Annotated in this window: 22 protein-coding genes, 2 tRNA genes and 1 pseudogene; 13 read left to right on the top strand and 12 right to left on the bottom strand. The window is 43.3% G+C overall.

The window, feature by feature from the left end:
* On the bottom strand, positions 1-272 hold a 272-nt coding region (locus G493_RS0116025), incomplete at its 3' end, for a transposase family protein (protein ID WP_161629838.1).
* Positions 273-361: 89 nt separating this feature from the next.
* Here G493_RS0116025 and G493_RS0116020 point away from each other — a divergent pair.
* Positions 362-541 carry a hypothetical protein gene (locus G493_RS0116020; RefSeq protein ID WP_028581209.1) on the top strand — a complete coding sequence of 60 codons (180 nt, stop codon included), beginning with the start codon at positions 362-364 and terminating at the stop codon, positions 539-541.
* 511 nt (positions 542-1052) lie between these two features.
* On the opposite strand, the gene G493_RS0116015 is transcribed toward G493_RS0116020, so the two are convergent.
* Genes G493_RS0116015 through G493_RS0116005 form a run of 3 tightly spaced genes read right to left on the bottom strand, consistent with a single transcriptional unit; the run spans position 1053 to position 3889 of the window.
* Positions 1053-1742, bottom strand: coding sequence for an XTP/dITP diphosphatase (locus tag G493_RS0116015; RefSeq protein ID WP_028581208.1), 690 nt, complete (start codon positions 1740-1742; stop codon positions 1053-1055).
* Positions 1743-1754: 12 nt separating this feature from the next.
* Positions 1755-2318, bottom strand: coding sequence for an epoxyqueuosine reductase QueH (locus G493_RS0116010; RefSeq protein ID WP_028581207.1), 564 nt, complete (start codon positions 2316-2318; stop codon positions 1755-1757).
* Positions 2318-3889, bottom strand: a complete 1572-nt coding sequence (locus G493_RS0116005; protein ID WP_028581206.1) for a sigma-54-dependent Fis family transcriptional regulator — start codon at positions 3887-3889, stop codon at positions 2318-2320. Before G493_RS0116005 ends, G493_RS0116010 begins: the two co-directional genes overlap by 1 nt.
* Before the next feature lie 65 nt (positions 3890-3954).
* Between G493_RS0116005 and G493_RS0116000 the strand changes: the two genes are divergently transcribed.
* Positions 3955-4040: transfer RNA gene (locus G493_RS0116000), tRNA-Ser, on the top strand.
* A 24-nt stretch (positions 4041-4064) separates the two neighbouring features.
* Positions 4065-4157, top strand: a tRNA-Ser gene (locus tag G493_RS0115995).
* Positions 4158-5154: 997 nt separating this feature from the next.
* Here the strand turns inward: G493_RS0115995 and G493_RS0115990 are convergent.
* From G493_RS0115990 to G493_RS0115960, 6 genes and pseudogenes are all read right to left on the bottom strand, one after another.
* Complete coding sequence (locus G493_RS0115990; protein WP_028581205.1) at positions 5155-5583, bottom strand: DUF3060 domain-containing protein; 429 nt, start codon at positions 5581-5583, stop codon at positions 5155-5157.
* A 245-nt stretch (positions 5584-5828) separates the two neighbouring features.
* A complete protein-coding gene (locus tag G493_RS0115985; RefSeq protein ID WP_084813616.1) occupies positions 5829-6482 on the bottom strand; it encodes a pimeloyl-ACP methyl esterase BioG family protein in 654 nt (217 codons plus the stop codon).
* Positions 6475-7689, bottom strand: coding sequence for an aminotransferase class I/II-fold pyridoxal phosphate-dependent enzyme (locus G493_RS0115980; RefSeq protein ID WP_051309374.1), 1215 nt, complete (start codon positions 7687-7689; stop codon positions 6475-6477). The genes G493_RS0115985 and G493_RS0115980 overlap by 8 nt, the downstream gene beginning before the upstream one ends.
* Positions 7679-7966 (bottom strand): annotated as a pseudogene (locus tag G493_RS0115975) (ArsC family (seleno)protein); the annotation flags it as partial. The gene G493_RS0115980 and the pseudogene G493_RS0115975, both read right to left, overlap by 11 nt.
* 507 nt (positions 7967-8473) lie before the next feature.
* Positions 8474-9313 (bottom strand): HDOD domain-containing protein, encoded by an 840-nt coding sequence (locus tag G493_RS0115965; protein ID WP_028581201.1) that lies wholly within the window; start codon positions 9311-9313, stop codon positions 8474-8476.
* Positions 9314-9316: 3 nt separating this feature from the next.
* On the bottom strand, positions 9317-11191 hold the full coding sequence (locus G493_RS0115960; protein WP_051309371.1) for a GspE/PulE family protein: 1875 nt from the start codon (positions 11189-11191) through the stop codon (positions 9317-9319).
* 243 nt (positions 11192-11434) lie between these two features.
* Between G493_RS0115960 and G493_RS0115955 the strand changes: the two genes are divergently transcribed.
* The 5 genes from G493_RS0115955 (at position 11435) to G493_RS0115930 (ending at position 16436) form a co-directional block, all read left to right on the top strand.
* The gene (locus G493_RS0115955) at positions 11435-11812 is read left to right on the top strand and encodes a hypothetical protein (RefSeq protein WP_161629837.1); all 378 of its coding nucleotides are present in this window, start codon (positions 11435-11437) and stop codon (positions 11810-11812) included.
* Between the two features lie 433 nt (positions 11813-12245).
* Positions 12246-13115: a PKD domain-containing protein gene (locus tag G493_RS0115950; RefSeq protein WP_028581198.1), complete on the top strand. Its 870-nt coding sequence runs from the start codon at positions 12246-12248 to the stop codon at positions 13113-13115.
* A gap of 387 nt (positions 13116-13502) precedes the next feature.
* Positions 13503-14495, top strand: coding sequence for a helix-turn-helix domain-containing protein (locus tag G493_RS32355; protein WP_051309369.1), 993 nt, complete (start codon positions 13503-13505; stop codon positions 14493-14495).
* A 310-nt stretch (positions 14496-14805) separates the two neighbouring features.
* Positions 14806-16017: an MFS transporter gene (locus tag G493_RS0115935; RefSeq protein ID WP_028581197.1), complete on the top strand. Its 1212-nt coding sequence runs from the start codon at positions 14806-14808 to the stop codon at positions 16015-16017.
* 143 nt (positions 16018-16160) lie between these two features.
* Entirely contained in the window at positions 16161-16436 is a 276-nt protein-coding gene (locus G493_RS0115930; RefSeq protein ID WP_028581196.1) for a hypothetical protein, read from the top strand.
* 389 nt (positions 16437-16825) lie between these two features.
* Here the strand turns inward: G493_RS0115930 and G493_RS0115925 are convergent, their stop codons facing one another.
* The gene (locus G493_RS0115925; protein WP_028581195.1) at positions 16826-17086 is read right to left on the bottom strand and encodes a hypothetical protein; all 261 of its coding nucleotides are present in this window, start codon (positions 17084-17086) and stop codon (positions 16826-16828) included.
* Between the two features lie 149 nt (positions 17087-17235).
* On the opposite strand from G493_RS0115925, the gene G493_RS0115920 reads away from it, so the two are divergent.
* The gene (locus G493_RS0115920) at positions 17236-18018 is read left to right on the top strand and encodes an enoyl-CoA hydratase-related protein (protein WP_028581194.1); all 783 of its coding nucleotides are present in this window, start codon (positions 17236-17238) and stop codon (positions 18016-18018) included.
* A 117-nt stretch (positions 18019-18135) separates the two neighbouring features.
* Positions 18136-18747: a LysE family translocator gene (locus G493_RS0115915; RefSeq protein WP_028581193.1), complete on the top strand. Its 612-nt coding sequence runs from the start codon at positions 18136-18138 to the stop codon at positions 18745-18747.
* 382 nt (positions 18748-19129) lie between these two features.
* Here G493_RS0115915 and fumC read toward each other — a convergent pair whose 3' ends face one another.
* Positions 19130-20530: a class II fumarate hydratase gene (gene fumC / locus G493_RS0115905; RefSeq protein ID WP_028581192.1), complete on the bottom strand. Its 1401-nt coding sequence runs from the start codon at positions 20528-20530 to the stop codon at positions 19130-19132.
* A 295-nt stretch (positions 20531-20825) separates the two neighbouring features.
* On the opposite strand from fumC, the gene G493_RS0115900 reads away from it, so the two are divergent.
* From G493_RS0115900 to G493_RS0115890, 3 genes are read left to right on the top strand one after another with little or no spacing between them, the layout of a single operon-like run.
* A complete protein-coding gene (locus G493_RS0115900; RefSeq protein WP_028581191.1) occupies positions 20826-21788 on the top strand; it encodes an ABC transporter substrate-binding protein in 963 nt (320 codons plus the stop codon).
* Positions 21789-21794: 6 nt separating this feature from the next.
* Entirely contained in the window at positions 21795-22682 is an 888-nt protein-coding gene (locus G493_RS0115895; RefSeq protein ID WP_028581190.1) for an ABC transporter permease, read from the top strand.
* Positions 22679-23473, top strand: coding sequence for an ABC transporter ATP-binding protein (locus G493_RS0115890; protein WP_028581189.1), 795 nt, complete (start codon positions 22679-22681; stop codon positions 23471-23473). Before G493_RS0115895 ends, G493_RS0115890 begins: the two co-directional genes overlap by 4 nt.
* Positions 23474-23515 lie beyond the last annotated feature (42 nt).

Below are 23515 nucleotides of genomic sequence, written 5' to 3'. Positions count from 1 at the left end.
TGAAAACCGCACTGAGGGCATTTAACACGCGGAACCTTTGCTGTTAAATATGCTTCATGCTGAAAAAAATTCAGATGACGCCAGGTGAACTCCTTGGTGTCATAAGCTTTCAGCTCGTGTTGTTCACCGCATTTAGGGCAGGTAAACGTGCTTCCTCGTTGAAAGCTGATATAAATATCTACTCGTTTCTTATCCAGGTCGAGCTCTGAGGAGGACACCTGCCAAGGTGGAGTTAAACCAAGGGCCATTTGGAAAAGTTCTATATCTCTCATAATGAAAACGGGATACCACGATAGGCGGTGGCTAAGCAAGCATTACCCACAGGAAACAGCGAGGAACCAAAAAAAAGGAAGATTATTACATGACAGATATGAGATTTTGGAAAGATGAAAACAACAATAAGATAAAAGATAATGATGAGGCTCGAAGTCAGTGTCACTTTATTACTTGGTACCCCGAGCATGAAAAAGTTTTTATGCAGGTCTATCAGGGGGATACTTATGAAATTAATTCGTCAAAACATAAATATAATTGGCAATAATATTTCGAATGTATTCAGTCTCATCATATAAAATACGCTAATTTGGGTAACTGCTGGCAGGTACTCCATCTTTGCACGATCGCGGTTTCCCGCATAGATAGCCTACCGGAATCTTCGCTTACCTGCGAAAAAACCGCGTTTGTCCAAATCTGAAGCACCTGTGACCAGTTACAACTCAGAACTAATTGAAATACCAGTGTTCTTAACCCCGTGATCAGTTACTAATTGGGCACCCGGAGGAGTCTCTCCCCCATACCACCAGGCATGCGGGGCACACACTTGGCGCGTCCCACGAGCTACCGAGCCGTAGCCGGGTAATGTGAATCTTTCCCATAGATCTTTGATAGAAAGCAACCTTGCTGTTGCACTAGGAGTTTGTTGGAGAATTGCAATTTTTTCTTAGATTCAAGCTTTTTCAAGAACTCAAGCACTGCAAGTATTTATTTTCTTAACATAACACAAATATGGAGGAAAAGAGCTTTCTCCGACAGACTCCTAACAAGGTTTGGAATTACCCTTTACTCCATCGTTCCTGTGACCAATCATTATCTAAAAATTCAGTGTGATCTGGTTTTGGTGGTTTTATTTCATCCATGCGCTGTTTTAGCCATATCTGTATTTTATCTATTTCAGAGACAAATTCTTCCAGAGCTTTACCTCTGTGGCTCAGTGAAGCCTTCTCTTCCATACTAAGTTCAGCAAAGGTTTTCCCTGCTTCAGGTGAAAAAAAGATAGGGTCATATCCAAATCCTGATTCGCCTTTTCTTTCGGTAATAATTTCACCATTACACTTCCCCTCCCAGGTAAGGGCAGGGCCTTTTGGAGTGGCCAGGGAAAGAACGCAGACAAAAGAGGCTTTTCTGTCTGTGACTCCTTCCATTTCCTTTAAAAGTTTTTCACAATTATCCCAGTCAGAGGCTTTTTCTCCGGCATACCTTGCAGAATACACTCCTGGTCGGCCATCCAAAGCTTCCACTACAAGGCCTGAGTCATCCGCAAGACAGGGGAGACCAAGCATTTTTGAATAGTGAATCGCTTTTTTATATGCATTGTCATCAAAGGTTTCCCCATCTTCAATTGCTTCAGGCATGGGGCCGAAATCAGCAAGGGAACGAATGGCAACAGGAGTATCTTTGAGTAGATTGCGAATCTCTTCAAGTTTATTTTTATTACCGGTTGCCAGAACAATTATATTTTCCATGTCATTTTCCTTTTATTTTGACAGTGCACTATGGTTTGATTTTCTGAGTTTTTTATCATATCGTTCCTGCTCGGAATATATGCAGCCACAGTAAGGCTGTCTATACAAATCCATGGCAATGGATTGCTCTATTCCTTGTTGCCAGCCTTCTCTGAAATCTTGATAATAAAAAGATGTGTTATTGGCGTCAGCATATTCTTTCCCCTTTTTTTTAAGCAGGGAATGTTGCTGGTATTTTGAATACAGTAGTGTTGTTGTAAAAGCATCTGCTTGATGTTCTGCTGCTTTCATAGCAACATGGGAAAGTCGCATGTCATAGCAGATCGAACATCTAGCCTGCTCCTTAAAAACTACTTGCCGTAAAAATTCGCTCAGTCCATAGCGGGTATCAATTTCAACATTAAAATCAGTGAGCTCTGCAAACTGCCGCAGGGCAGCTATGCGCCGTTTAAATTCCCTGTAGGGATGGATGTTTGGGTTGAAAAAATATCCAGTTACAGTGTGACCATCTTGCCGCAATTGCTCCAGAGGATAAACTGTGCAAGGTCCACAGCATACATGAAGAAGGATATGCATTATCTGACCTTGAATTGTTTTGGATCTATGCTGTATCCATGAATTTTATAGTTGATGATACGCAAACTGGTATCAAGACTTTTAGCGGCTTTTGTCTGGTTGCCGTTATTTTTTTTCAACGCATCAATGATAAGTTCTCTCTCAAAATTTTCAACTGCAGTTGCCAGCGAGAGTGGTTTATCGATTTGATCGCCGTCCGAACTTTGCAGTGAAGGTGGCAAGTGTATGGACTTGATGGCAGAACCGTCGCAAATAAGGACAGCGCGTTCAATACAGTTCTGTAACTCCCGGACATTACCTGGCCAATGATATTGTACAATCATGTCTATGGCCGGGGTGGATATTCGTTTGATCTGTTTTCCGTTTTCAAGAGAATATTTTTCCAGAAAATATTCTGCCAACAAGAGAATGTCAGTCCGTCTTTCTCGAAGAGGTGGAAGATAAATTGGAAAAACATTAAGTCGATAGTAGAGATCCTCCCGAAAATTACCTTCTTTTACAGCTGTTTCAAGATTTCGATTTGTCGCAGCAACCAGCCGGATATCAGAGGTCAGGGTTTTACTGGAACCCAGTCGTTGAAAGGTACGTTCCTGAATAACGTTGAGTAGTTTAACCTGTACACTGGGACTTATTTCACCTATTTCATCAAGAAACAGTGTTCCACCGGTGGCTAATTCAAAACGGCCTTGTTTTGTTTCTGTGGCACCTGTAAATGCACCTTTTTCATGACCAAAAAGTTCGCTTTCAAGGAGTGTTTCAGGAAGTGCAGAGCAGTTAACCACCACAAATGGACCTGAAGCACGGCTGGAATTGTGGTGCAAAGCTTTTGCAACAAGAGTTTTCCCTGTACCTGACTCGCCTCTCAGCAGTACGGTTGCATTGGAATCCGCTACTCTGTGAACCATATCGAAGACTTCCTGCATGCGTGAGGAATTACCAACTATTTCTTCAATACGGTTTTTTGCTGACAGTTCTCTTTTTAATCTGGTGTTTTCCTGACGTAAGGCTTCCTGTTCTTCATTAACTTTTTGGATGCGTTCTACGGTCTGGGAAATCAAACCTGAGGTAATTGTCAAAAAACGAAGATCCTGTTCAGCTTCATTTCCAAAATTGTCTTCATAAACCCTGTCTATGGATAAAGCACCAATGGATTGATTCCTGGTTAAAATAGGCACACAGAGAAAAGAACTTTTCTTTTTACGTTCATCCCCTCGTGTTCTTGTTCGGTTAAGAAATAATGGCTCGTCTCCAATTTGGGGTACGATGATAGGTTCACCGGTGGCTACAACTTTACCGGTAATACCTTCTCCGAGTTTGTAGCGACCTCGCTTTCTCGCCTCAGCGGTAATCCCGTGAGCCACTTCAATTTCAAGCTCTCCGGTATTAGGGTTGATAATGGATACCGTACCATTATCCATGTTTTTTCTCTTGGCAAGCGCTGACATCACCTTTTCCAGGCAATCTTGAAGATTGGTTGCCGATGCCAGATGCTTGGTAATTTCATACAGGCAGGTCATATTGAGTAATTCAAGATCCTGCTGCTCAGTATTTTGTGTATTTTTTTGTTTCATGTATTATTTAGTGTGAGGAGAGTGTTGACAGTGCTTTCCTGAAATGTTATTTACTCGTTCACATTGGAGGGATGGCCGAGTGGTTTAAGGCGGCGGTCTTGAAAACCGTTGTACGAAAGTACCGTGGGTTCGAATCCTACTCCCTCCGCCATAATAAATGTATCAGACCAGTTGTGGAGAGATGACCGAGTTGGCCGATGGTGCTCGCCTGCTAAGCGAGTGTGGGGCTTATACTCCACCGAGGGTTCGAATCCCTCTCTCTCCGCCACAAATTCTGTTTTTGCCGGTCGATTTTTCGACCGGCATTTTTTTATGTCCGGTTTTCCTTTTCTCTGCATAAAGTAATACCCCGAATTTCAGGGTGTTGATGTTTTTTTCGTGATGAAGTTGAACACGTTATCTCATCATTCCTCCCAATAACAAGATAACTTTTCCCTTTTAGCACATTCCTGTAATATCTACAATGGTTAGAGTGTGTATTTTTTCAGAAATGTAAGGATGTAGCAAGATGTGTTGTTAGAGACCTTTTTGTCTGTTTGTGGACAATGGTGATAACTTATTAATATATCAAGAAAAAACACCTTGTACTCCAACTCTTTACGAGAGTGTTTAGATTATTGGTCGCAGGCGATATAATTCAATATTGTAACATGCCTCTGCACTGTAAATCGACCCTGCCAGGCAGTCATTGAGTTTTTGTAAACTGATGGATGTACTATATTTAGTGTCTTGTGTGTTGGTAAGATGGGGGTAGCGAAGATGAGGAACAAATATAGGAAGAGCGGAAAAGAGTAATTATTCTAAAAATTGAGCTGAATACATGTAGATCCGTTTTCTTAAGACAGGAGAAGAGACTCTCCTGTACTTGGGCTAATGTTTCGGAACTGCTTACAGTGGCCTGATCTTTTCATGGTAAGTCTGGCTTACGTTACGTATGGTTCTATACGTAACGTAAGCCAACTTGCGTATAAAAAACTCAGGCACCTTGTAAACAGTTACAAAGACGAGACGTTTGTCAGGTTTAGTCACTTGGCCTAGGAGTAGTTAGGGGTGCGGAAAAAATAAATTATCCAATCTTGCTTGTCTCTCAACTCGGTAACGTCGTAGCGTCAATGGTTCAATACGGCCAGTATGGAATCATTGACGCTTACCTGCGAAAAACCGCGCTTGCACAAATTTGAAGCACTTGTGACCAGTTACGACTCAGAACTAATTGAAATATCAGTGGTGTTAACCTCGTGATCAGTTACGTAATTACGATGTTTTTAATATTTTGTCAGATCGTTATTTGATCCGGTATTAATGATTTGTACTTCATCATTATCCAACTCTGGATATTGAATATCGTTGTTATCTCCTGTGATAGTTATACTAACAACGGTTCCCTCAATCTTTACATCATTATTACTTCCTGAAATAATGAGATTTCCTTTATCCATCGGAATCTTTTGATCATTATTATCACTGGTGATGGTAAAATTGCTTAAATTTGCTGTCTCTACTTGTTCAGAATCTGTATTGATTGTAACGCCTGGAGCTGATATTTTTCCATCAGGATCTATCTGAACTCCAGGTGCAGTAATTGAACCATCTGATTGTATATTTACCCCTGGTGCCTGAATAACTGTTTTTGATGCCAGGCAAGTACTTGTTAAAAATAATAGACATATTAATGATATAATAGAATATTTCATATATTTCTCTTTATGGATGTATAAAAAATGTATTGTACACGTCATACGTATAAACGTATACATGCCCTCAAAATATCGATATGCACAAGTATTTATTATATTACAAACTTTTTTGTTGCTGTCTACTTTCTTTCGTACAGGTCTAAAATAATCCTTGTCCTGCAATGATTATTTTTACATGTAGTTCTTTCTGACTTGTAGTGTGGGAAAAAATGAAATGAATGAAGCGCTGAGTTTCTGGGCAGTTATTTGGGCAAAAAATCCCATGAGCCATAGGTAAAAAAAGGAAAATGAGGAACCTTCTCCTTTTGGGCAACCTGTTTTCCCCAGGATCGAATCTGATTTTTCAGGGGAAAAATACGATCACGACTGGTTATGATTTTGTGGGTATACATATCCAGGGCAGTCCCCGCAGCCTGGTAGTGATCTTTGAAAGCCTGTAGTTCCTGGTAAATATCCTTAAAATCGCGTTGTGGCCTGGAAGACAAGAACCGTTGAGTCTCAGTTTGATCCGTAAACATGGAACCGTAGAACTTTTCCAATTCTTCTGGGGATAGGTTGTGGAGTATGGAATCGTAGCTTGAATGAGGAATTCCCAGTTCATTGTGAATAGGATCCAAGGTGCCCCCTATGGCCATGCGGGTGGTAAAAATATCCTGCACCGAATGGAGACAGTGGGCCGCTACCCACACACCCATGGACCATGCAATGAGATGGATTTTATCGTAGTTTTTCTTGTCTGGTAATAAGTATGAGTCGATATCCCTGTAATCATACACCAGAAAGATATCATATTTTTGGGTTGGTATGCTTGCAAAGGGGTGCTGGTCCATTCCCCAGCCGGTCATGAAGAGAATACATTCTCCATGACCGTGTCTATGGAGCCATTGACTACGCATGTTCCCTTAACGCTTTTGCTATATGCTGGGGGAGTGGAGCTAGTTGCGACCACTCCATGGCTGCATTGATGCTGAGTCGCAATCTGGATGTGTTGGCAGGGACTGTTGGCGGTCTGACTGCTTTCACCCAGAATCCGTAAGCAGCCATGTTTTCAGCAATGTTCATGGCCAGGTTGCTGTCACCTATCATGACAGGGACAATATTGCTGGTCCCATGGGTGCGAAGATCCTGCTGCGCAAGTTCCTGTCGCAGCTGTTCAGCGAGACAGGCAACAGTACGGCGTTGCTCCTGCAGGTGTGGAATCTTTTCAATAATAAAGCAAAGCCAGTGGACGGAAATCGGTGGCAGGCCGGTGGTGAATATCTGGGAACGGGCTGTATTAAGCAGGAAATCCGCCATCTGTTTCGTGCAGACGACAAAAGCTCCCTGCCCACCATAGGCTTTACCAAAAGTGCCTGTAAGAAGCTCTATTTCGTTTTGAATTCCCTGTTCCTCTGCAAGACCGCATCCTCTGGCACCTCTAATTCCAACACCATGAGCCTCGTCAACATACAGGGTGCATGTATAGCGATTTTTCAGATCAACCAGTTTAACCAGGTCAGCTTCATCGCCATCCATGCTGAAAATAGATTCTGTCACTATGTATACGTGCCTGTACGCTGATCGCTCTGTACGCAGAATACGTTCAATTGCTTCATAATCCAGGTGGGGATAGCGGATAACTTTGGCTCGTGAAAGGCGCATACCGTCAATAAGACTGGCATGGCAGAGTTTGTCCGCTAAAATAAGATCTTTTTTTTCAGCAAGGGCCGGTAATATACCTATGTTGATATGGTATCCGGAGTTGAAGACAAGGGCTGATTCAGTGGCGTATAATTCTTTGAGATGCTTTTCAAGGGTGGCATAGGGATTGGTGTTGCCGGTCATCAGCCTGGAGGCAGTGCTCCCCATACCATATGAAGAAAGAATGGTATCCTCGTTTAAACCGGTAAAAAATTCATGATGCAGATTCCGGTTGGTGGCAAGTCCCAGGTAATCGTTGCCAGCAAGGTTAAGGAACTGTTTATCGTCAATGGTTATACAACCTTTGTCTGTATGGCTGAGAGGTATAACCTGTCGGAACTGTCCCTGTTCTTTTATTGCATGCAGTCTGGTAATAAGATTTTCCTGAAGAGGAGAGCGCTCCTCTTCCTGTTTATTTGACATATTGTCTGTACATTTCATCGTTAAACCCGACTATAACCATATTGCCAATGACCAGAGTTGGCGCACGCAGCGTGCCGCTCCTGCCCAGGGATTGCTTGAGTATTTCTTCCTGGCTATCGGAAGAGGGATGAAAGAATGAGAATTTTTTTCCCCGACCAATGATTATTTCATTGGCTGCACTGAGTATTTTCCAGGCAGCTTCACTCTCTATCTTTTCTTTACGTGCTTCTACCGAGGTAGTAATGGAAATATTGTTCTCCTCAAACACAGCCTGTGCTTTTTTGCAGGATGCTCAACCTTTTCTGAGATAGGCCCAATCTATGGTCATAGTTTCCCCCAAAAGTATTTTTCTATGGATTAAATATGTTCAGCAACACGCACTATACAGGAAAGCTTGAAATCGCGCAAAGGGAAGCGAACAGAGTTGGTTGGGGGGTGGGGTGGAGGAGATCATGCTGTAGGGCATTTCTTTATTTCTCCGGCGAACGCGCCATGACGTCTTGCCAGGATTGTTCAGTTTTGGAACTGTAGATTACCATGTCTACACCCTGTTTATTATGGAAAATATATGAAAAATCTAATGGTTCGGCTAGATAAAGTGTCCATTGGTATACTTGACCAACTCATCTATACATTGTCTCTCAGGCTCTACGTTCAACTGCAACTGTCCGGCAACAAAGTACATCCTGTAAAATATGCTGGGTTCCGTAGAGAGTTTTTTGGGATTTTTTCTGAAAAGCTTTATTATTACGGTTGGTTAATTGTTGTGCGGCTATAAGAAACATCAGGCTGTAAGGACTTTGGAATCCTCAAGGTAAATCTCCAATTCTGCAATGTCAATTTCGCTAAGGTTCAGTATGTTTGCTTCCAGAGTTGCAGGCAACATGATTGACTCATTCTGGTCGACACTGATACCAAGATTGTTGCACACCATGTTGGCCATACGAACAATAAGCAAGAGAACATTGTCTTGTTGAACATCGAGATCATGATGATCCCTGGCTACGACGGCAAACTGCTCAGGAACATTCCAGTGCGTGAGAAGCTTGAATCCTTCAGAGCTATGCAGTCTTTTCATGGACTCCTTAAGCAGTGAAGGAGTTATTTGTATTTTTGGGTTTTTCTTTTTGATGTGTTCAATAACCATCAGAATAAATAGCTTTCCAACATCATGAAAGAGGGCTGCAAAAAACACCTGGTCAGATGCGATATTGTATTCATGGCGTCTGGTAATCCACATGGCACCATAGGCGCAACCCACAGAGTGCTGCCACAGCCGCTTCATGATAATGTGTAACGATTTATCTTTGCTTTTGAAGGTATTCTGGATGGAAGCTATGAGAACGATTTTGCCAATTTCCCTCATACCAAGACGCATGATGGCGCCTCGTATGGAGGATATTTCTGCCAGACCTCTATAAAAAGATGAGTTGGCTATCTTAAGAACCTGACTGGATAAGGACTGATCGGAATTTATAACCTTTTCTATGACCTTTATTTCAGGTTCTTTTTTTGCCAGTTCTTCACGTATGCGCAGTGCTGTTGGATTGAATACAGGGAGTTGCACCGAATCTGATTCAATACATTTGTTAAGAATGTCTATAAAAGAAGAGTTTTCTGCCATATTTTACAACCCGGATAGACGACGAATTTCCCCCAGTGATCGGGGATTACTTAAGTTGGGTAAACAGCGCAGTACTTCATCAATGGTGGTTGTTCCCTGAGCTGCTTTGAGGAGGCCGTCTTCAAGTAATGTTATTAACCCTGAATGTTTGATACTGATGTTACGGATATCGTAACTGGTTTTCTGTTCAAGGATAGCATTTCGAACAAGTTCGTCCAAGACTAAGAGTTCAAAAACACCAATTCTTCCTTTGTAACCGGTCTGCTTACATTTTGAACAGCCTCTTCCTTTTTTAAAATGCGCACCCTCCAAGTCTGCGGGTGTACAGCGAAGCCGTTGCAACTGGACTGGAGTGGGCTTGGTGTCTGTTGCACAAAACGGGCAGACTCTTCTCAGAAGGCGCTGGGCCAGTACACTGACAACTGTTGAAGAGACAAGGAAAGGGGCGATGTTCATATTCAACAGCCGGATTAACCCGCCGATGCTGTCTTCCGTGTGAAAGGTGGATAGAACCTTGTGACCGGTGAGAGCAGCCTGGACAGCCACTTCAGCTGAGTATGTATCCCGTATTTCACCAATAACAATAATATCAGGGTCTTGTCTGACGATATGGCGTAGGGTTTCTTCAAAAGTGAGATCAATTTTAGGATCGATGGAGCATTGAGCAATACCGTCAATAACATACTCAACTGGCTCTTCAGCGGTAATAATACTCACTTTGGGACTTTTAAGGGTATTGATGCAGCTGTAGATGGTGGAGGTCTTACCAGATCCGGTTGGGCCGGTCACCAAAAGAACACCACTGGGTTGGTACACGGCATTTTCAAGGAATCTGGAGAGCATTTTCGGAGAGAGCCCTATGGATTGAATATCAAAAAGCTGTTGTTTTCTGTTCAGGAGACGAAGAACAATTTTTTCTCCATGAACAGTTATGTATATGGATACACGCAGATCCAGTTGTCCTTCTTCATGTTCAAAAAGTATTCTGCCTCCCTGATGGCGTCTTTTTTCAGCTATATCCGCCTGGCACATAATTTTGATTCTGCTTGAAATCTGCGGGATTAGATTATGCGGAAAATCTTTGTAATGGGCGAGAACACCATCCTCCCTGAAACGTACCTGGAGGCGGTCTGGTAAGGGTTCTATGTGGATATCGCTGGCATCGTTTGCAACCGCCTGAAGGATAATTTCGTTCACAATACCAACGGCAGATTGAGGTCCGGCTTTTATGCCGGAATACCTTGTTCTGCTGGATGGATGTTTGCATATCTGGTTGATCAGGTTTTCCAGGGTAATTCTCGGGCTCAAGGCAGGTTTTATTGGTGCTCCGAGAAAACGACTCGCAACATCTTTGGCGTCCTGATCAAGGGGGTCGGCAAGAGCAACAAGAACATGTTTGTCTTCCTTTTTTAACGGCAGGAAGCAGTGACTCCGTAAAATTTTGCTTGGTATTTTTTGGCAAAGTTCCCGGTCGATTTCCGTCAATGATGGGTCCAGAAGGGGAAAGCCCATTTGAATGGAAAGAATTTCTATGAGCAGTTGCTCATCTATATAATTCTGCTTTACCAGAATTGTTCCAAGCCTTTGCTTTTCTTTGCTTTCCGCCTGAATTCGACAAGCGGCTTGCAAGTCATCTTCCGATATATAGCCAAGTTCTGTAAGAAGGTCACCGATACGGATGGAGTTGGATGAACTCTGGATGGTAGCTTTTATTTCAGCATCAGAAATAAATTTCAGTTCTTTCAGTACTTTGAGTAATGGTTGATATACACTGAGTTTTTTCTGCACGCGCTGTGCATGCTCATATTGTTTTTCTGTGATGGTTCCCTGTTCAATGAGCAGCCTGACAATCTGATTTTGTGAAGAATTCGTTCCCATATTTAACCGGGTCAATGTTCAAGAAAGTGTAACTGCTCACAACGGACCTGACCTTTCCGCGATCAGTCTGATTTACGTATGGCCCAATAGGCTACGCCAGTCTGCTTGCGGAAACCTCTGGATCTTTGTAAGTAGTTGTAAATACATTGAAGTTGTTATTTTCAGTCACTTCTCTTATGAGTAGTTACAAGAAAGTCTGGGTAATTATTTGGTAGTATACTCCAAAATATTTTGGAAAGGAAATTGAGAACCCGGTTATTTAAAAGGTCGGTGAAAAAGAACGGCAATAAACAATTCTATCATTCCCATTGGTATGTCTCTCTCAAACACCACTTTCAGTGGTACCTGCCGGCAGCGCTCCGTCAGACTTTGGTGCAGCCTGACTATTTAGCCAAAGTGTCGATTGTACCATTGTTACTCAAAGACGACATCACTTTTGAAATTGCTACGGTAGATTCAACAGATTGTGGAGTAATGGTGAATGTCGAATACGTGGCGGGCGAAGCGGTGCACACTTTTTTGGCAGGCTATCAATTTATAATAAAAGAAAATTATCGTGAATCCCTTGTGCTTCAAGGGCTTTTTTTCTTAACAGGCAAACAATTTGCTTTAAGGGTGTAAGCAGGTACAAAAATTCAATAACTAGGAGTCTGTCGGAGAAATCTCTTTTTCCCATGCTGTGTTATTTTTAGAAAAATAATACTAGTAATATCAAATGTATATCCGCGCTTGATTTCTTGAACATGCCTTAATCTGAGAAAAAATAGCAATTCTCCGACTGGCTCCTGGTGTCTGTCCAGAAATGATGATTTTTGCTCAAGTTTAGGTACGCGTAGTCTCCGAAGCATGCGATAAATTTTACCGAATATATAGTTGATATCGGAGGTTACGCTTACCTTCGAAGATAGCATTTTGAGCATAACGTAAAAGTCGGCAGGTAAGCGAGGAACGAGACGACGCAAACACCATGTATGGACAGGCACTAACTAGACAGGTAAACAGCCGGCCGAGAACGACACATCAATAGAGGCTGTAACCCATACTGGAGATCACCATGGTCTATTGTAGATATACGTACATTTTATTACTGATAGTTTGCCTACTACCTTTTTCTACTTTTGCAGCTACAGGAAGCAGCTCAGAGGATGATATCTCTTTTACAGCCATTACAACTCAAGGATCTCCCACAGTAATTTTCAGGGTAACAACATCCTCTGAGAGTGATGAATCTTCAAAACACTATTACTGGAACTTTGGAGACGGCAGTACTGGTACTGGAAGAACGGTCAAACATACCTATACAACTGCGGCAACATACACTGCAACTTTACAGGTAAAAGGAGACCTGAGCGCCAATAGTAAGACCATGTCAAAAACAGTAATTGTGTCGTCAGATGTTCTTGTAGCTGCATCAGCAACTAAAGAAAAAATTCCCACAGCTTCCTTCACCGCGTCTCCAAATCAGGGAGCTTCACCTCATACCGTAATCTTTAATGTAAAAGAACCAGCGGATTCTGAAAGACCCCTAAAGCACTATTATTGGGACTTTGGAGATGGCAGTACAGGTACTGGAAGAACGGTCAACCATACCTATACAACTGCAGCAACATATACCGTAACTTTACAGGTAGAAGATGACTATGGAGCTAACGGTGCGACAATAACAAAAAAATCATTCAGAAATACACCTATTAAGGGATATGCTAATATTACAGTAAGTTCAAACGGATTGGCATCATCTACGTCTAACGGATCTCTTAAGCGTATATCCACAGGAGCACAAAAGCTCGCAAACACCCGGAATACCGCATTCCATTTGATTCCGTCCCGGTCACTTATAATGAACCTGATATTCATGACCTTGCTATCGGCAGTGCTAGGTTATCTCCTATTCGGTAATGCCGAACAATCCCGCAGGAGGTAACACTTTCCATACTGGACTCGACACGCTTATGGGAACGCATAGATTGGCGGTCATTGCCTGAGGAGTTGCTTCTTGTTTATTTTGTCTGGTATAACTTGCACAAAGGAAGCCAGCTAGGAGTTTGTCGGAGAAAGCTCTTTTTCCCCATATTTATGTTGTTTTTAGAAAATCAATGCTCGCAATATCAACTATATGGCTGTGTTTGATTTTTTGAACATGCCTTAATCTGAGAAAAAATAGCAATTCTCCGACAGGCTCCTGGTGCATGCCCATAAACGGACTCTTCGGAGTCTCGTTCCTCGCTTAGCTGCCCAATTTTTTGGTTATGCTCAAAATTTTATCCTCGAATGTAATCGAGGAACGAGATTCTATTACAAGGGGTTCCACATGATCAGAAAAATCAGCCAGCAGGAGAAACCTGGTGATCTAGCACAAACAGGTCTCGGAACAATGCGGAATGTCTTTGGAAGGGATTTATCGGTCACCTACCATGATACGAAACAGCCTCTTATATTTAAGGATATCAAATTACGCCCCGGGTTCGTACTGTCCTTTTCTGACAGGCCCCCCTCTATTAATGCACAAACGGTCCATGAAACTGAGAATGCGGCAATCAGTCTTGGTTTTAATCTGAATCATCACGTCAAAAGTACGGTATATTCTGCGGGAAAACGGGCGGAAGTCTTCGAACGGTCTCCAGGAGATTATGCCTTCTGCTACCTTCCAAAGAGTCGCTGCATCGTTGAAACGCTCCAAAAAGAGCGGGTACTTGGTGTATCTGTTCATTTTTCAGTCAAGGTCTTTAGAGAAATCTTCCAGGAGCTTCCTCGGTCCTTCCAATCTTTTTATTCCGGGCCAAAAGACAGTAGTAGCTTTTACAGGAAAGCACACATTAACAGTACCACCTCTGGCATATTGCAGCAGATTCTTGCCTGTCCTTACGACGGTGCGATTCGCCAGGTTTTTCTTGAAGCAAAAGCATTGGAACTTGCAGCAGTCGCTCTTTCCGATTTTGAAAAGAAGACGTTTTCGTCCTCCCTGAGCCACCGGGAAGAAGAACGGGTAAGAGAAGCATACCACCTATTGCGTAATAATTTGGAAGAACCGCCCTCTCTTTGTGAATTGAGTCGAAAAGTTGGGATAAACCGCAACAAACTCAATGATGGGTTTAAGCGACTCTATGGGAATACCGTTTTCAACGTGTTGCGTAAACTCCGTCTTCACCAGGCATGTGATCTTCTGGTCTTCTCAGAAAAAAGCCTTGCTGATATCGCGCTCACAGTTGGTTACAGTGATCAGGCGAATTTCACAACAGCCTTTCGTCGACAGTTTGGCAAGACACCATTAGCCTTTCGCCGTAAAGGAATTATGCCGGATTAACAAAAAAACGTGCATCCGACAAAATACTTTCTCTTTATTTTTCTTTATCTTTTGCTTGTAAAAAGAAATTAAGGGTCGCGGAAAATAATAAATATCCAAAAATTGCGTAGGATATCGGTCTGGTAACGTTGTCGCGTCAATGATTCCATACTGGCCGTATTGAGTCATTGACGAGACGACGTTACCGAGTTGAGAGGCTAGCAAGATTGGATAATGTATTTTTTCCGTGGCCCTAAGTCTTCTGACTCCTTCTCAATCCACGTCACTTGTTTGTTTATGTGGCAAACAACACAGAGGCTGACCTTTTTTTATGCCGGTCGAACGTCCAACACCTGAAAAAATGCAATCTTCACAACAAAAGACAGCTTTCGTTATTTGTTCATTGGTCATGATGGCGGTGTCAACAGTGTTTATGAACCAGGCAATTCTTTTGGAGCTGTCACAGTTTTTTAGCGTCAGCCTGCCTGAGGCCCGTTTGTCTTTTAGTTATGTTTCCTTGAGTTATTCCATAACGTTTTTACTTGCAGGTCCAATTATGGATCAAGGAAATCTAAGGTACATTGCGCTTTATAGTGCACTTCTTCTTGCCGGGACACTTTTCATGACCCCGTATGTAGGAACTTATCCCGGTTTTTTACTGTGCATGTTTCCCCTGGGGATATGTGCCGCGCTGATCCCGGCATCTATGTTTCCTTGCATGGCACTGATAGCTCCTGAAAAGAATAAAGGGTTTTACGTAGGTTCGGTTGTGGCTGCTGCAACCCTTGGCGTCATCTGGGGGAGAGTGCTGTGCGGAGTGTTGACATCGTTGATCGGCTGGAGTGGGGCTTACCAGGTTATTGCCATTGTTGTGCTGATATGCACGGTGCTAGCAGCAGTATATTTGCCCAGTGGATCCAGGAAAGCCACAACAGAAACCTCTCTCATTACGGCATATACAAAGGCCTACCGGCTGGTTTTTCAAAAAAGGTCGATGGGATTAATGCTGGTTGGCAGTACGCTTTTTTTCGGTTTTCTGGGGATGGTTACCTTTTTAAGCTACCGACTCAATCTTTCTCCATTTTTTTTCAGCTCTGGCGAAATCGGCTGCATTAGCTTTGCAGGAATCACCGCATTGGTAGCCCCTTTTTCCGGACATCTATCCCATAAATATCCTTCTGAAAAAATAATTTTTGCTGGTTTGTGTTTTGCCCTTGCTTCCAGTCTGCTTCTCGGCTGGGCGAGTAATGTTCCATTCATTATTCTCGGTCTGTTTCTTTTGTTTTTATCGGTTTATACCTGCCAGCCTCTCATCTTCCTTCTGGTAGGTAGGAGCGTTTCCGCTGAGTTTGTGGGAAGTGCCTCTTCTTTTTATATTTTCTTCTGTATCGGAGGCGGCAGTCTATCATCCATGATTTTGGGGCCTGTTTGGACTGTGTATGGATGGCACGGAACTGTTGTTGCCTGTTCGCTTTCCATTGGGGCGAGTCTTATCCTGATGTTGTTACTCAAGAGTGATAAAAGAGCAAGTCGCAACAGCTAATCCAAATTTTTCATGTGAAAGATCGAGGTTCGTCTTTGTATTTATCTGAATTGAAATTGACTCTGTAAGGACAATGCTCATTTTGTACTTATCCTATACAAGAGAAGTAGATTTTCTATTATGCATCTCAACAGGAGGTTTATATGGAAACTTTTACTCAATCTGATCTTGTCTACCATTACCAATGGTCTGAATACCAGCCTGATGATCCTCGAGTTTCTGGAGAGCCTGATTCTACTGTTTTCAACAGAAAAGAAGGCTGGGAGGTTTTGTTTATTATTAACTGGTTAGCAGCTCACTTAGCTTGGGACGTAAGGAGCTTTGGTAAAAAAATCGAGCTGTTGATTCATGACCATTTGCCAGAAGATCTTGTCCGTCAGGATCAGGCAATTCAGTGGATCAAAGAAAACTGGAAATAGCAGGTTGGAAAGGGGGGATCCGACGATTATGAAAAAAGCGATAGGTGTGACCATATGATGTGACATTTTTTGCATGTATCGCCGTAACTGATCACCTGGTTAACAATAATGATATTTCAGTTATTTCCGGGTTGTAGCTGGTCGCAGGTGCTTTAGATTGGGGCAAACGCGGTTTTTTCGCAGGTAAGCGAAGACTCCGGTAGGCTATCTATGCGGGAAATCGCGATCGCACGAAGATGAAGTCTGTGACCAGTTACGTATCGCCTGTAGCATGATGTAAGCAAATCTATAACTATTGGATACCTCCACTGTATCAGGGGCGATTATGATGTTATTCACCCTCCTGACTCATTGTACTTAATCAGCATGTATCCACGGTTTCAATGCTTTTATACTGGCTGAATAATGTATTTATTCCGCAGTCCTAAGATGATCTCCCCCTGGGAATCTCTCGGGGAAAGCTCTTTTTTTCCCCATATTTGTATTATTTTCAGGAAATCAATGCTCACAATATCAACTATATGGTTATGTTTGATTTCCTGATAATGCCGTAACCTGAGAAAAAATGGCAATTCTCCGACCGGCTTATGGCTGCATCCATAGTAGCGCTTCCGGGGGCGCGAAGAATCTTTCTTGATCTTATTTGGCATTTATGTTCCTGTCATCACAAGAGTAACTGAGTTTACAGCTATGAGGAGAAACCATACCCTGTGGCGCTGTCCAGTATCACGTTTATGCCTGTTAACAACTTGAAAAGATTCAAAGCAACTGTGTTCTAAAAATAAAAGATGGTGCAAACATGACAGAGTATGAAAATATTCGATTTGAGAGAGACGATGCCATTGCTGTGGTTACTATAGATCGCCCAGAATCTCTGAATGCTCTAAATTATGAAACTTTGCAAGAATTGAAAGTATGTTTTGAACAAATTAGTTATGACCATACCTTAGGGGTTGTCGTTTTAACAGGGGCCGGAGAAAAAGCTTTTGTTGCCGGGGCTGATATTTCATATATGCGAGATATGAATGCTGTTGAAGGGGCTGAGTTCGCTCATCTAGGGCATAGCGTAATGATGTCCATAGAAAACGCATCCCAACCTGTTATTGCAGGGGTAAATGGTTTTGCTTTAGGCGGTGGATGTGAGCTCGCATTAGCTTGCGATATCCGAATAGCATCCACCAACGCAAAATTCGGGCAACCCGAGGTCAATCTTGGGATAATCCCTGGTTTCGGCGGAACCCAGCGCCTGCCACGATTGGTGGGGAAAGGAATAGCTAGTGAACTATTATATACAGGTGATATCATTGATTCGACCGAGGCTTTTCGTATTGGACTTGTTAACCGTGTTGTGCCGCTGGATGAATTGATGCTAACGTGCAAAAGCATAGCCCAAAAGATCAACAGTAAAAGCCCCAGGGCAATAAAAATATGTAAATCTACAATACATAATGGTTGTCAGATGGATATTGCCAGGGCAAACCAGTATGAAGCGGTCCAATTTGGTCAGTGTTTTGCCAGTGCAGACCAGGTGGAAGGGATGACAGCTTTTCTGGAAAAACGACCAGCAAAATTCACAAAATAAGGCTTGAAGTAAAATAATAACGTTGCAAAATTACTCTTTCGGTTTGATTGCATCAGAATAGTATAAGTATACATCTGTATTATTCAATAATAGTAACACATTCATCAGGTAAGCAAAATGATTACAACTGAATTCCTCTTAACTTCACTGGTTGTCGTTCTGGTGCCGGGAACCGGTGTGATTTATACTGTATCGAACGGTCTTTTTCTTGGATGGCGAGCGAGTATTGCTGCAGCCATAGGATGTACGTTGGGTATTATCCCGCACTTATCAGCAAGTATACTTGGACTATCCACAATACTACATATGAGTGCTCTGGCATATCAAGCGATCAAGTTTGCAGGTGCATTATATCTCTTATATCTTGCCTGGGGTATGTGGAAGGATAAAGGAGTACTACAACTCGATACCTCCTGCGCTAAAAGAAAATATCGACAAATCGTCTGCAGAGGCTTTCTTATAAACATCCTAAACCCCAAGCTATCGATATTTTTTCTTGCATTCTTACCACTTTTTGTTTCACCCGCAGCAAGTTCCCCTACGCTACAACTGGCATATCTCAGCCTGGTATTTATGGGAATGACACTAGGCGTTTTTATCCTATACGGTTTTTCTGCCAACAGTGTTCGGTATTATGTCGTTAATTCGCCTAAAATTATAAAACGATGCCAACGTGCTTTTGCTGTCCTTTTTGCAGGAATAGGAGCCAAATTGGCACTCACAGATTAACTGTTACTGATTTGGAACAGGTTGAAGATCTCACTGGCAGAATGAATAGAGTCAAGGAAAGGGGCAGAGGTCCTTTCATTTGTGTCTGTATATAGACGGTCTTTTATCAAAATAAGAGTTTCTAACATGAGTTTACCACGCAGCATCGAAAACCATTATTTTATCGTAACTGCTCACAGTGTAACTGTTTTTTCCGCGATCAGTCTGGCTTACGTATGATCCAATACGCTGTGCCAGCCTGATTTCGAAAATTTCAGGCACCCTGCAACCAGTTACAAATACAGGTGAGTTTTAAGTTTATCCGTTATGGAACCATTGACGCGACGACGTTAGCAAAACCATATCCTGCGCAATTTTTGGATATTTATTATTTTCCGCGATCCTAAGTATTATCCCGTATTTTGCCCATCATTTTCTGTGGATCCACATATTGTTCAAATTGTTCTTCTGTCAGAAGGTCCAGCTCAATGGCTGCCTGTTTCAGTGATATATTTTTCGCAAAGGCCAGTTTGGCAATTTTTGCAGAATTTTCATAGCCGATATAAGGGTTGAGGGCTGTGACCAACATGAGTGAATTATTCAGGTTTAGCGCTATTTTTTCAGGAACAGGTTCCATTTCCCACAGGCAATGGTCGTGAAATGAAGAGATGGCATCAGCCAGCAGCCCAACGCTCTGCAGGAAGTTGTACAGAATAACCGGCTTGAACACATTAAGTTGAAAGTTTCCCTGGCTGGCGGCAAAACCTATGGCAGCATCGTTACCCATGACCTGGCAGGCAACCATGGTCATGGCTTCTGCCTGTGTCGGGTTAACCTTGCCAGGCATGATGGAGCTTCCTGGTTCATTGGCCGGGATGGCAAGCTCGCCTATGCCGCATCGCGGGCCGCTGGCAAGCCAGCGAATATCATTGGCTATTTTCATCATGTTTGCAGCCAGCCCTTTCAGTGCGCCGTGGGCAAAAACCATCTGGTCATGACTGGTCAAGCCATGAAAGGTGTTTTCAGTAGTAGAAAAGGAAGTTTCCATTTGCCTGTTGAGTTCGGTAACAACAGCCAGGCCAAATCCATCAGGAGCATTGAGTCCCGTGCCCACGGCTGTCCCGCCTATGGTTAGATTCTGCAAGTGGTTCAGAGCCTCCCGCAACTGCTGTCTGCTACTCTTGATCATGGCCTCCCAACCACTGATCTCCTGGCCCAGTGTGAGCGGTGTCGCGTCCTGGAGATGAGTTCTTCCTATTTTAACCAGATCCTGATAGCGTACAGACTGTTCTTTCAGGGTTGAGCGGATCTTTTCCAGTACAGGTATGAGTTGTTGCTCTATGGCTGATACAGCCGCCATATGCATGACTGTGGGAAAGGTATCGTTTGAGCTTTGTGACCTGTTGACGTGGTCATTGGGATGGACAGGCTTGTCTCCATCCAGTTGGCCACCAGCCAGAAGCGAAGCCCTGTTGGCAATCACCTCATTCAGGTTCATGTTTGTCTGGGTACCGCTTCCTGTCTGCCAGATAGAAAGAGGAAACTGATCATCATGGAGTCCCTCGATAATTTCATCACATGCCTGGACAATATACGCTGTAATTGTCTTGTCCAGTAATCCCATGGAATGATTGACAACAGCACATGCTTTTTTAAGCTGGGCATAACTGTGTATAAAAAGTGAGGGCATAGTTTCTGAACCGATTCTGAAATTTTCCAGGCTTCTTTGGGTCTGGGCTCCCCAGAGTTTATCGGCCTGTACCATAACCTTACCCATGGTATCCTTTTCTGTGCGGAAATCCATCTTGTCCCTCTCTGCTGTGAAAAAATGAAAGAAATTGGTATAGATACTGGTAAGAATCTTTTTACTTTCAGACCACCTTGAAAAATTGCTTTTTCGTTACTGCTCACAGTGCCCCCGATCTCTCGGTGATCAGCCTGGATTACGTATGACCCAATACGCTGCACCAGTCTGCTTGCGAAAATTTCAGGCACCCTGTAACACGTTATATATATGGGAGACTTTCAAGCTTATTCGTCTCCTCTGTGAGTAGTTACCTGGGGGTAAAATATGCCGTTACTTATAAAATGGAGGATATATGCGCTATATAGTGTATTTAATTATTACATGCCTGTTCACAGTTGTTCAGACTGTTTATGCGGAATCGTACACCATTTCCGTGAATCAGTTCGTGCAACATCCTGCATTGGATGCCGTGGAGAAAGGGTTGGAGGACTATTTTAGGGATAATGATATCAAGGTAGATTTTAAGTTGCACAATGCCCAGGCAAATATGGGTACAGCCCTGCAGATCGCTCAGCAGATGATAGGAGAAGAATCAGATTTGCTGGTGGCCATAGCTACGCCCTCAGCTCAGGCATGTGCTCAGGCGCTGTCCAGGGCGCCTCGCAATATGCAGCGGCCTTTTTTATTCACAGCGGTAACAGATCCCATTGCCGCAGGATTGGTCAGGGATCTGCAGAAACCAGGAGGAAAAATAACAGGGGTATCTGATCTCTTGCCCATCAGGGAACATATAGCCATGATCATGGAATTTAAACCGGGTATAAAGAAATTAGGTATACTCTATAACGCAGGAGAGGCAAATTCCAAATCCACAGTCGCTTCCATTCAGGAACTCAGTTCAAGCATGGGATTTACTCTTGTTAAGGCCACGGCATCAAAAACAGCCGATGTGTATCAGGCTGCACAGAGTCTGGTGGGAAAAGTGGATGCAGTTTTTATCCCAACTGACAATACCATTATTTCAGCCCTGGAATCTGTGCTTAAGATTGGCATTGAAAATACGTTGCCTATTTTTGCTGCAGATGTTGATTCCGTCGAGCGGGGCGCGGTGGCTGCCATGGGATTTGATTATTATAAGCACGGGTACCAGACAGGGGCTCTTGCCCTGCGCATTTTACAGGGAGCTGATCCCGCAACTACCCCCGTGGAATTTCAAAAGGATTTGCAGTTGCATATCAACAAACAATATGCGATCAAAATGGGAATAACTCCGCCTGAAGTATTGATCCAAAAAGCTGCAAAGGTATATGAATAAACAGATATGACTCTATACGCTGCAATTGGTGCCGTTGAGCAGGGCCTGGTTTTTGGAATCATGGTCATGGGCGTGTACCTGACTTTCCGTATTCTGGACTTTCCAGATTTGACAGTGGATGGAAGTCTGCCCCTGGGGGCAGCAGTTTCTGCCGTGGCAATAACTCATGGAATTAATCCATTTGTATCAGTTCTTCTGGCAACAGGCGCAGGATTTCTTGCTGGAATGGTGACGGCGTTACTGAATACGAAATGTAAAATACTTCATCTTCTCGCCTCCATCTTGACAATGATTGCCCTGTATTCGGTGAATATTCGGATCATGGGGGGGCCAAATATAGCTCTTTTGGGTACGCCAACTGTTTTTGACAGCCTGACAAAAGTCGGGGTTCCAGCTCACCTTTCCGGACTGGTAACTTTCGGTTTGTTTGCATGTGTGATTGCAATCTGCATTATCTGGTTTCTGTCAACTGAACTTGGGCAAGCCATGCTGGCAACTGGCGACAATCCGCAAATGATAATAAGTCTTGGCGTCAATACCCATTCGATCATTCTTCTGGGTGTTGGGCTGTCCAATGGATTGGTTGCCCTGTGTGGTGCACTGGTTGCGCAGAATCAGGGGGCGGCAGATGTTGGTATGGGGATTGGTACCATTGTAGCTGGCCTGGCATCTGTCATCATAGGTGAGACTCTTTTCGGGGCAGCGACCATTTTCCGGGCATTTTTTGCTGCCATTCTTGGTTCCGTTGTATATCGGCTGGCCATAGCTTTTGCCCTTTCTGCCAATATCGGTGGTTTTTCGTTTAATCCAAGTGATCTCAATCTGATAACGTCACTTCTTGTGGTTTCGGCACTGATCGCGCCCAATCTTAAAAGGGGGTTGATTCAGCGATGATTCGTCTCACGCATTGTCACCTGTATTTTCATAAAAACTCTGTGAACCAGGTACATGCCCTCAATGATATTAACCTGCACCTGGAAGAGGGCGATTTTACTACCGTGATTGGGTCCAATGGTGCAGGCAAATCTACCTTACTTAACTGTATGGCCGGCTGTTTTTTTCCTGACCAGGGAACTGTCAGCATTCAGGGACAGGAGGTAACCAGATGGCCAGAATATAAGCGGGCAAAATACATTGCCCGGGTTTTTCAGGATCCGTTGCTGGGAACCTGTCCTTCTGCAACCATTGAACAGAACATGGCACTTGCTTTGAGAAGAGGCAAATTCAGAGGACTTGGGAAAGGAGTAAAAAAGCGGGACAGGGATTTCTTCAGAGAACAACTGCTCCACCTGGATCTAGGTCTTGAAAATCGCCTGTTGGACAAAGTCGGTCTCCTGTCGGGTGGACAGCGTCAGGCGCTGACTATGCTCATGGCCACCATGCTCAAGCCTTCGGTACTGCTTCTTGATGAACATATAGCTGCACTTGATCCAAAAACAGCAAATCAAATACTTCACCTCACTGATACTATTATCCGGGAACAGAATTTGACTACCCTGATGATAACCCATAACATGAAACATGCCCTGCATTTTGGTAATCGGCTAATCATGCTCCACCAGGGAAAAATACTATTTGACGTTTCCGGGAAAGAAAAACAGCGCCTGACAGTAGAAGATTTACTGGATCGCTTTTATCTTTTACAGAAAGAGGAACTGGCTTTGGACTCTATGCTGCTTGCTTAAGGGCGCGGAAAAAATAAATTAGCCAATCTTTTGCTTGTCTCT

The organism is Desulfogranum japonicum DSM 18378 (genome assembly GCF_000429945.1).
GTDB lineage: Bacteria > Desulfobacterota > Desulfobulbia > Desulfobulbales > Desulfobulbaceae > Desulfogranum > Desulfogranum japonicum.
Note: the sequence above shows the minus strand (reverse complement) of the source record. Positions and strands in the feature narration are given on the sequence as shown.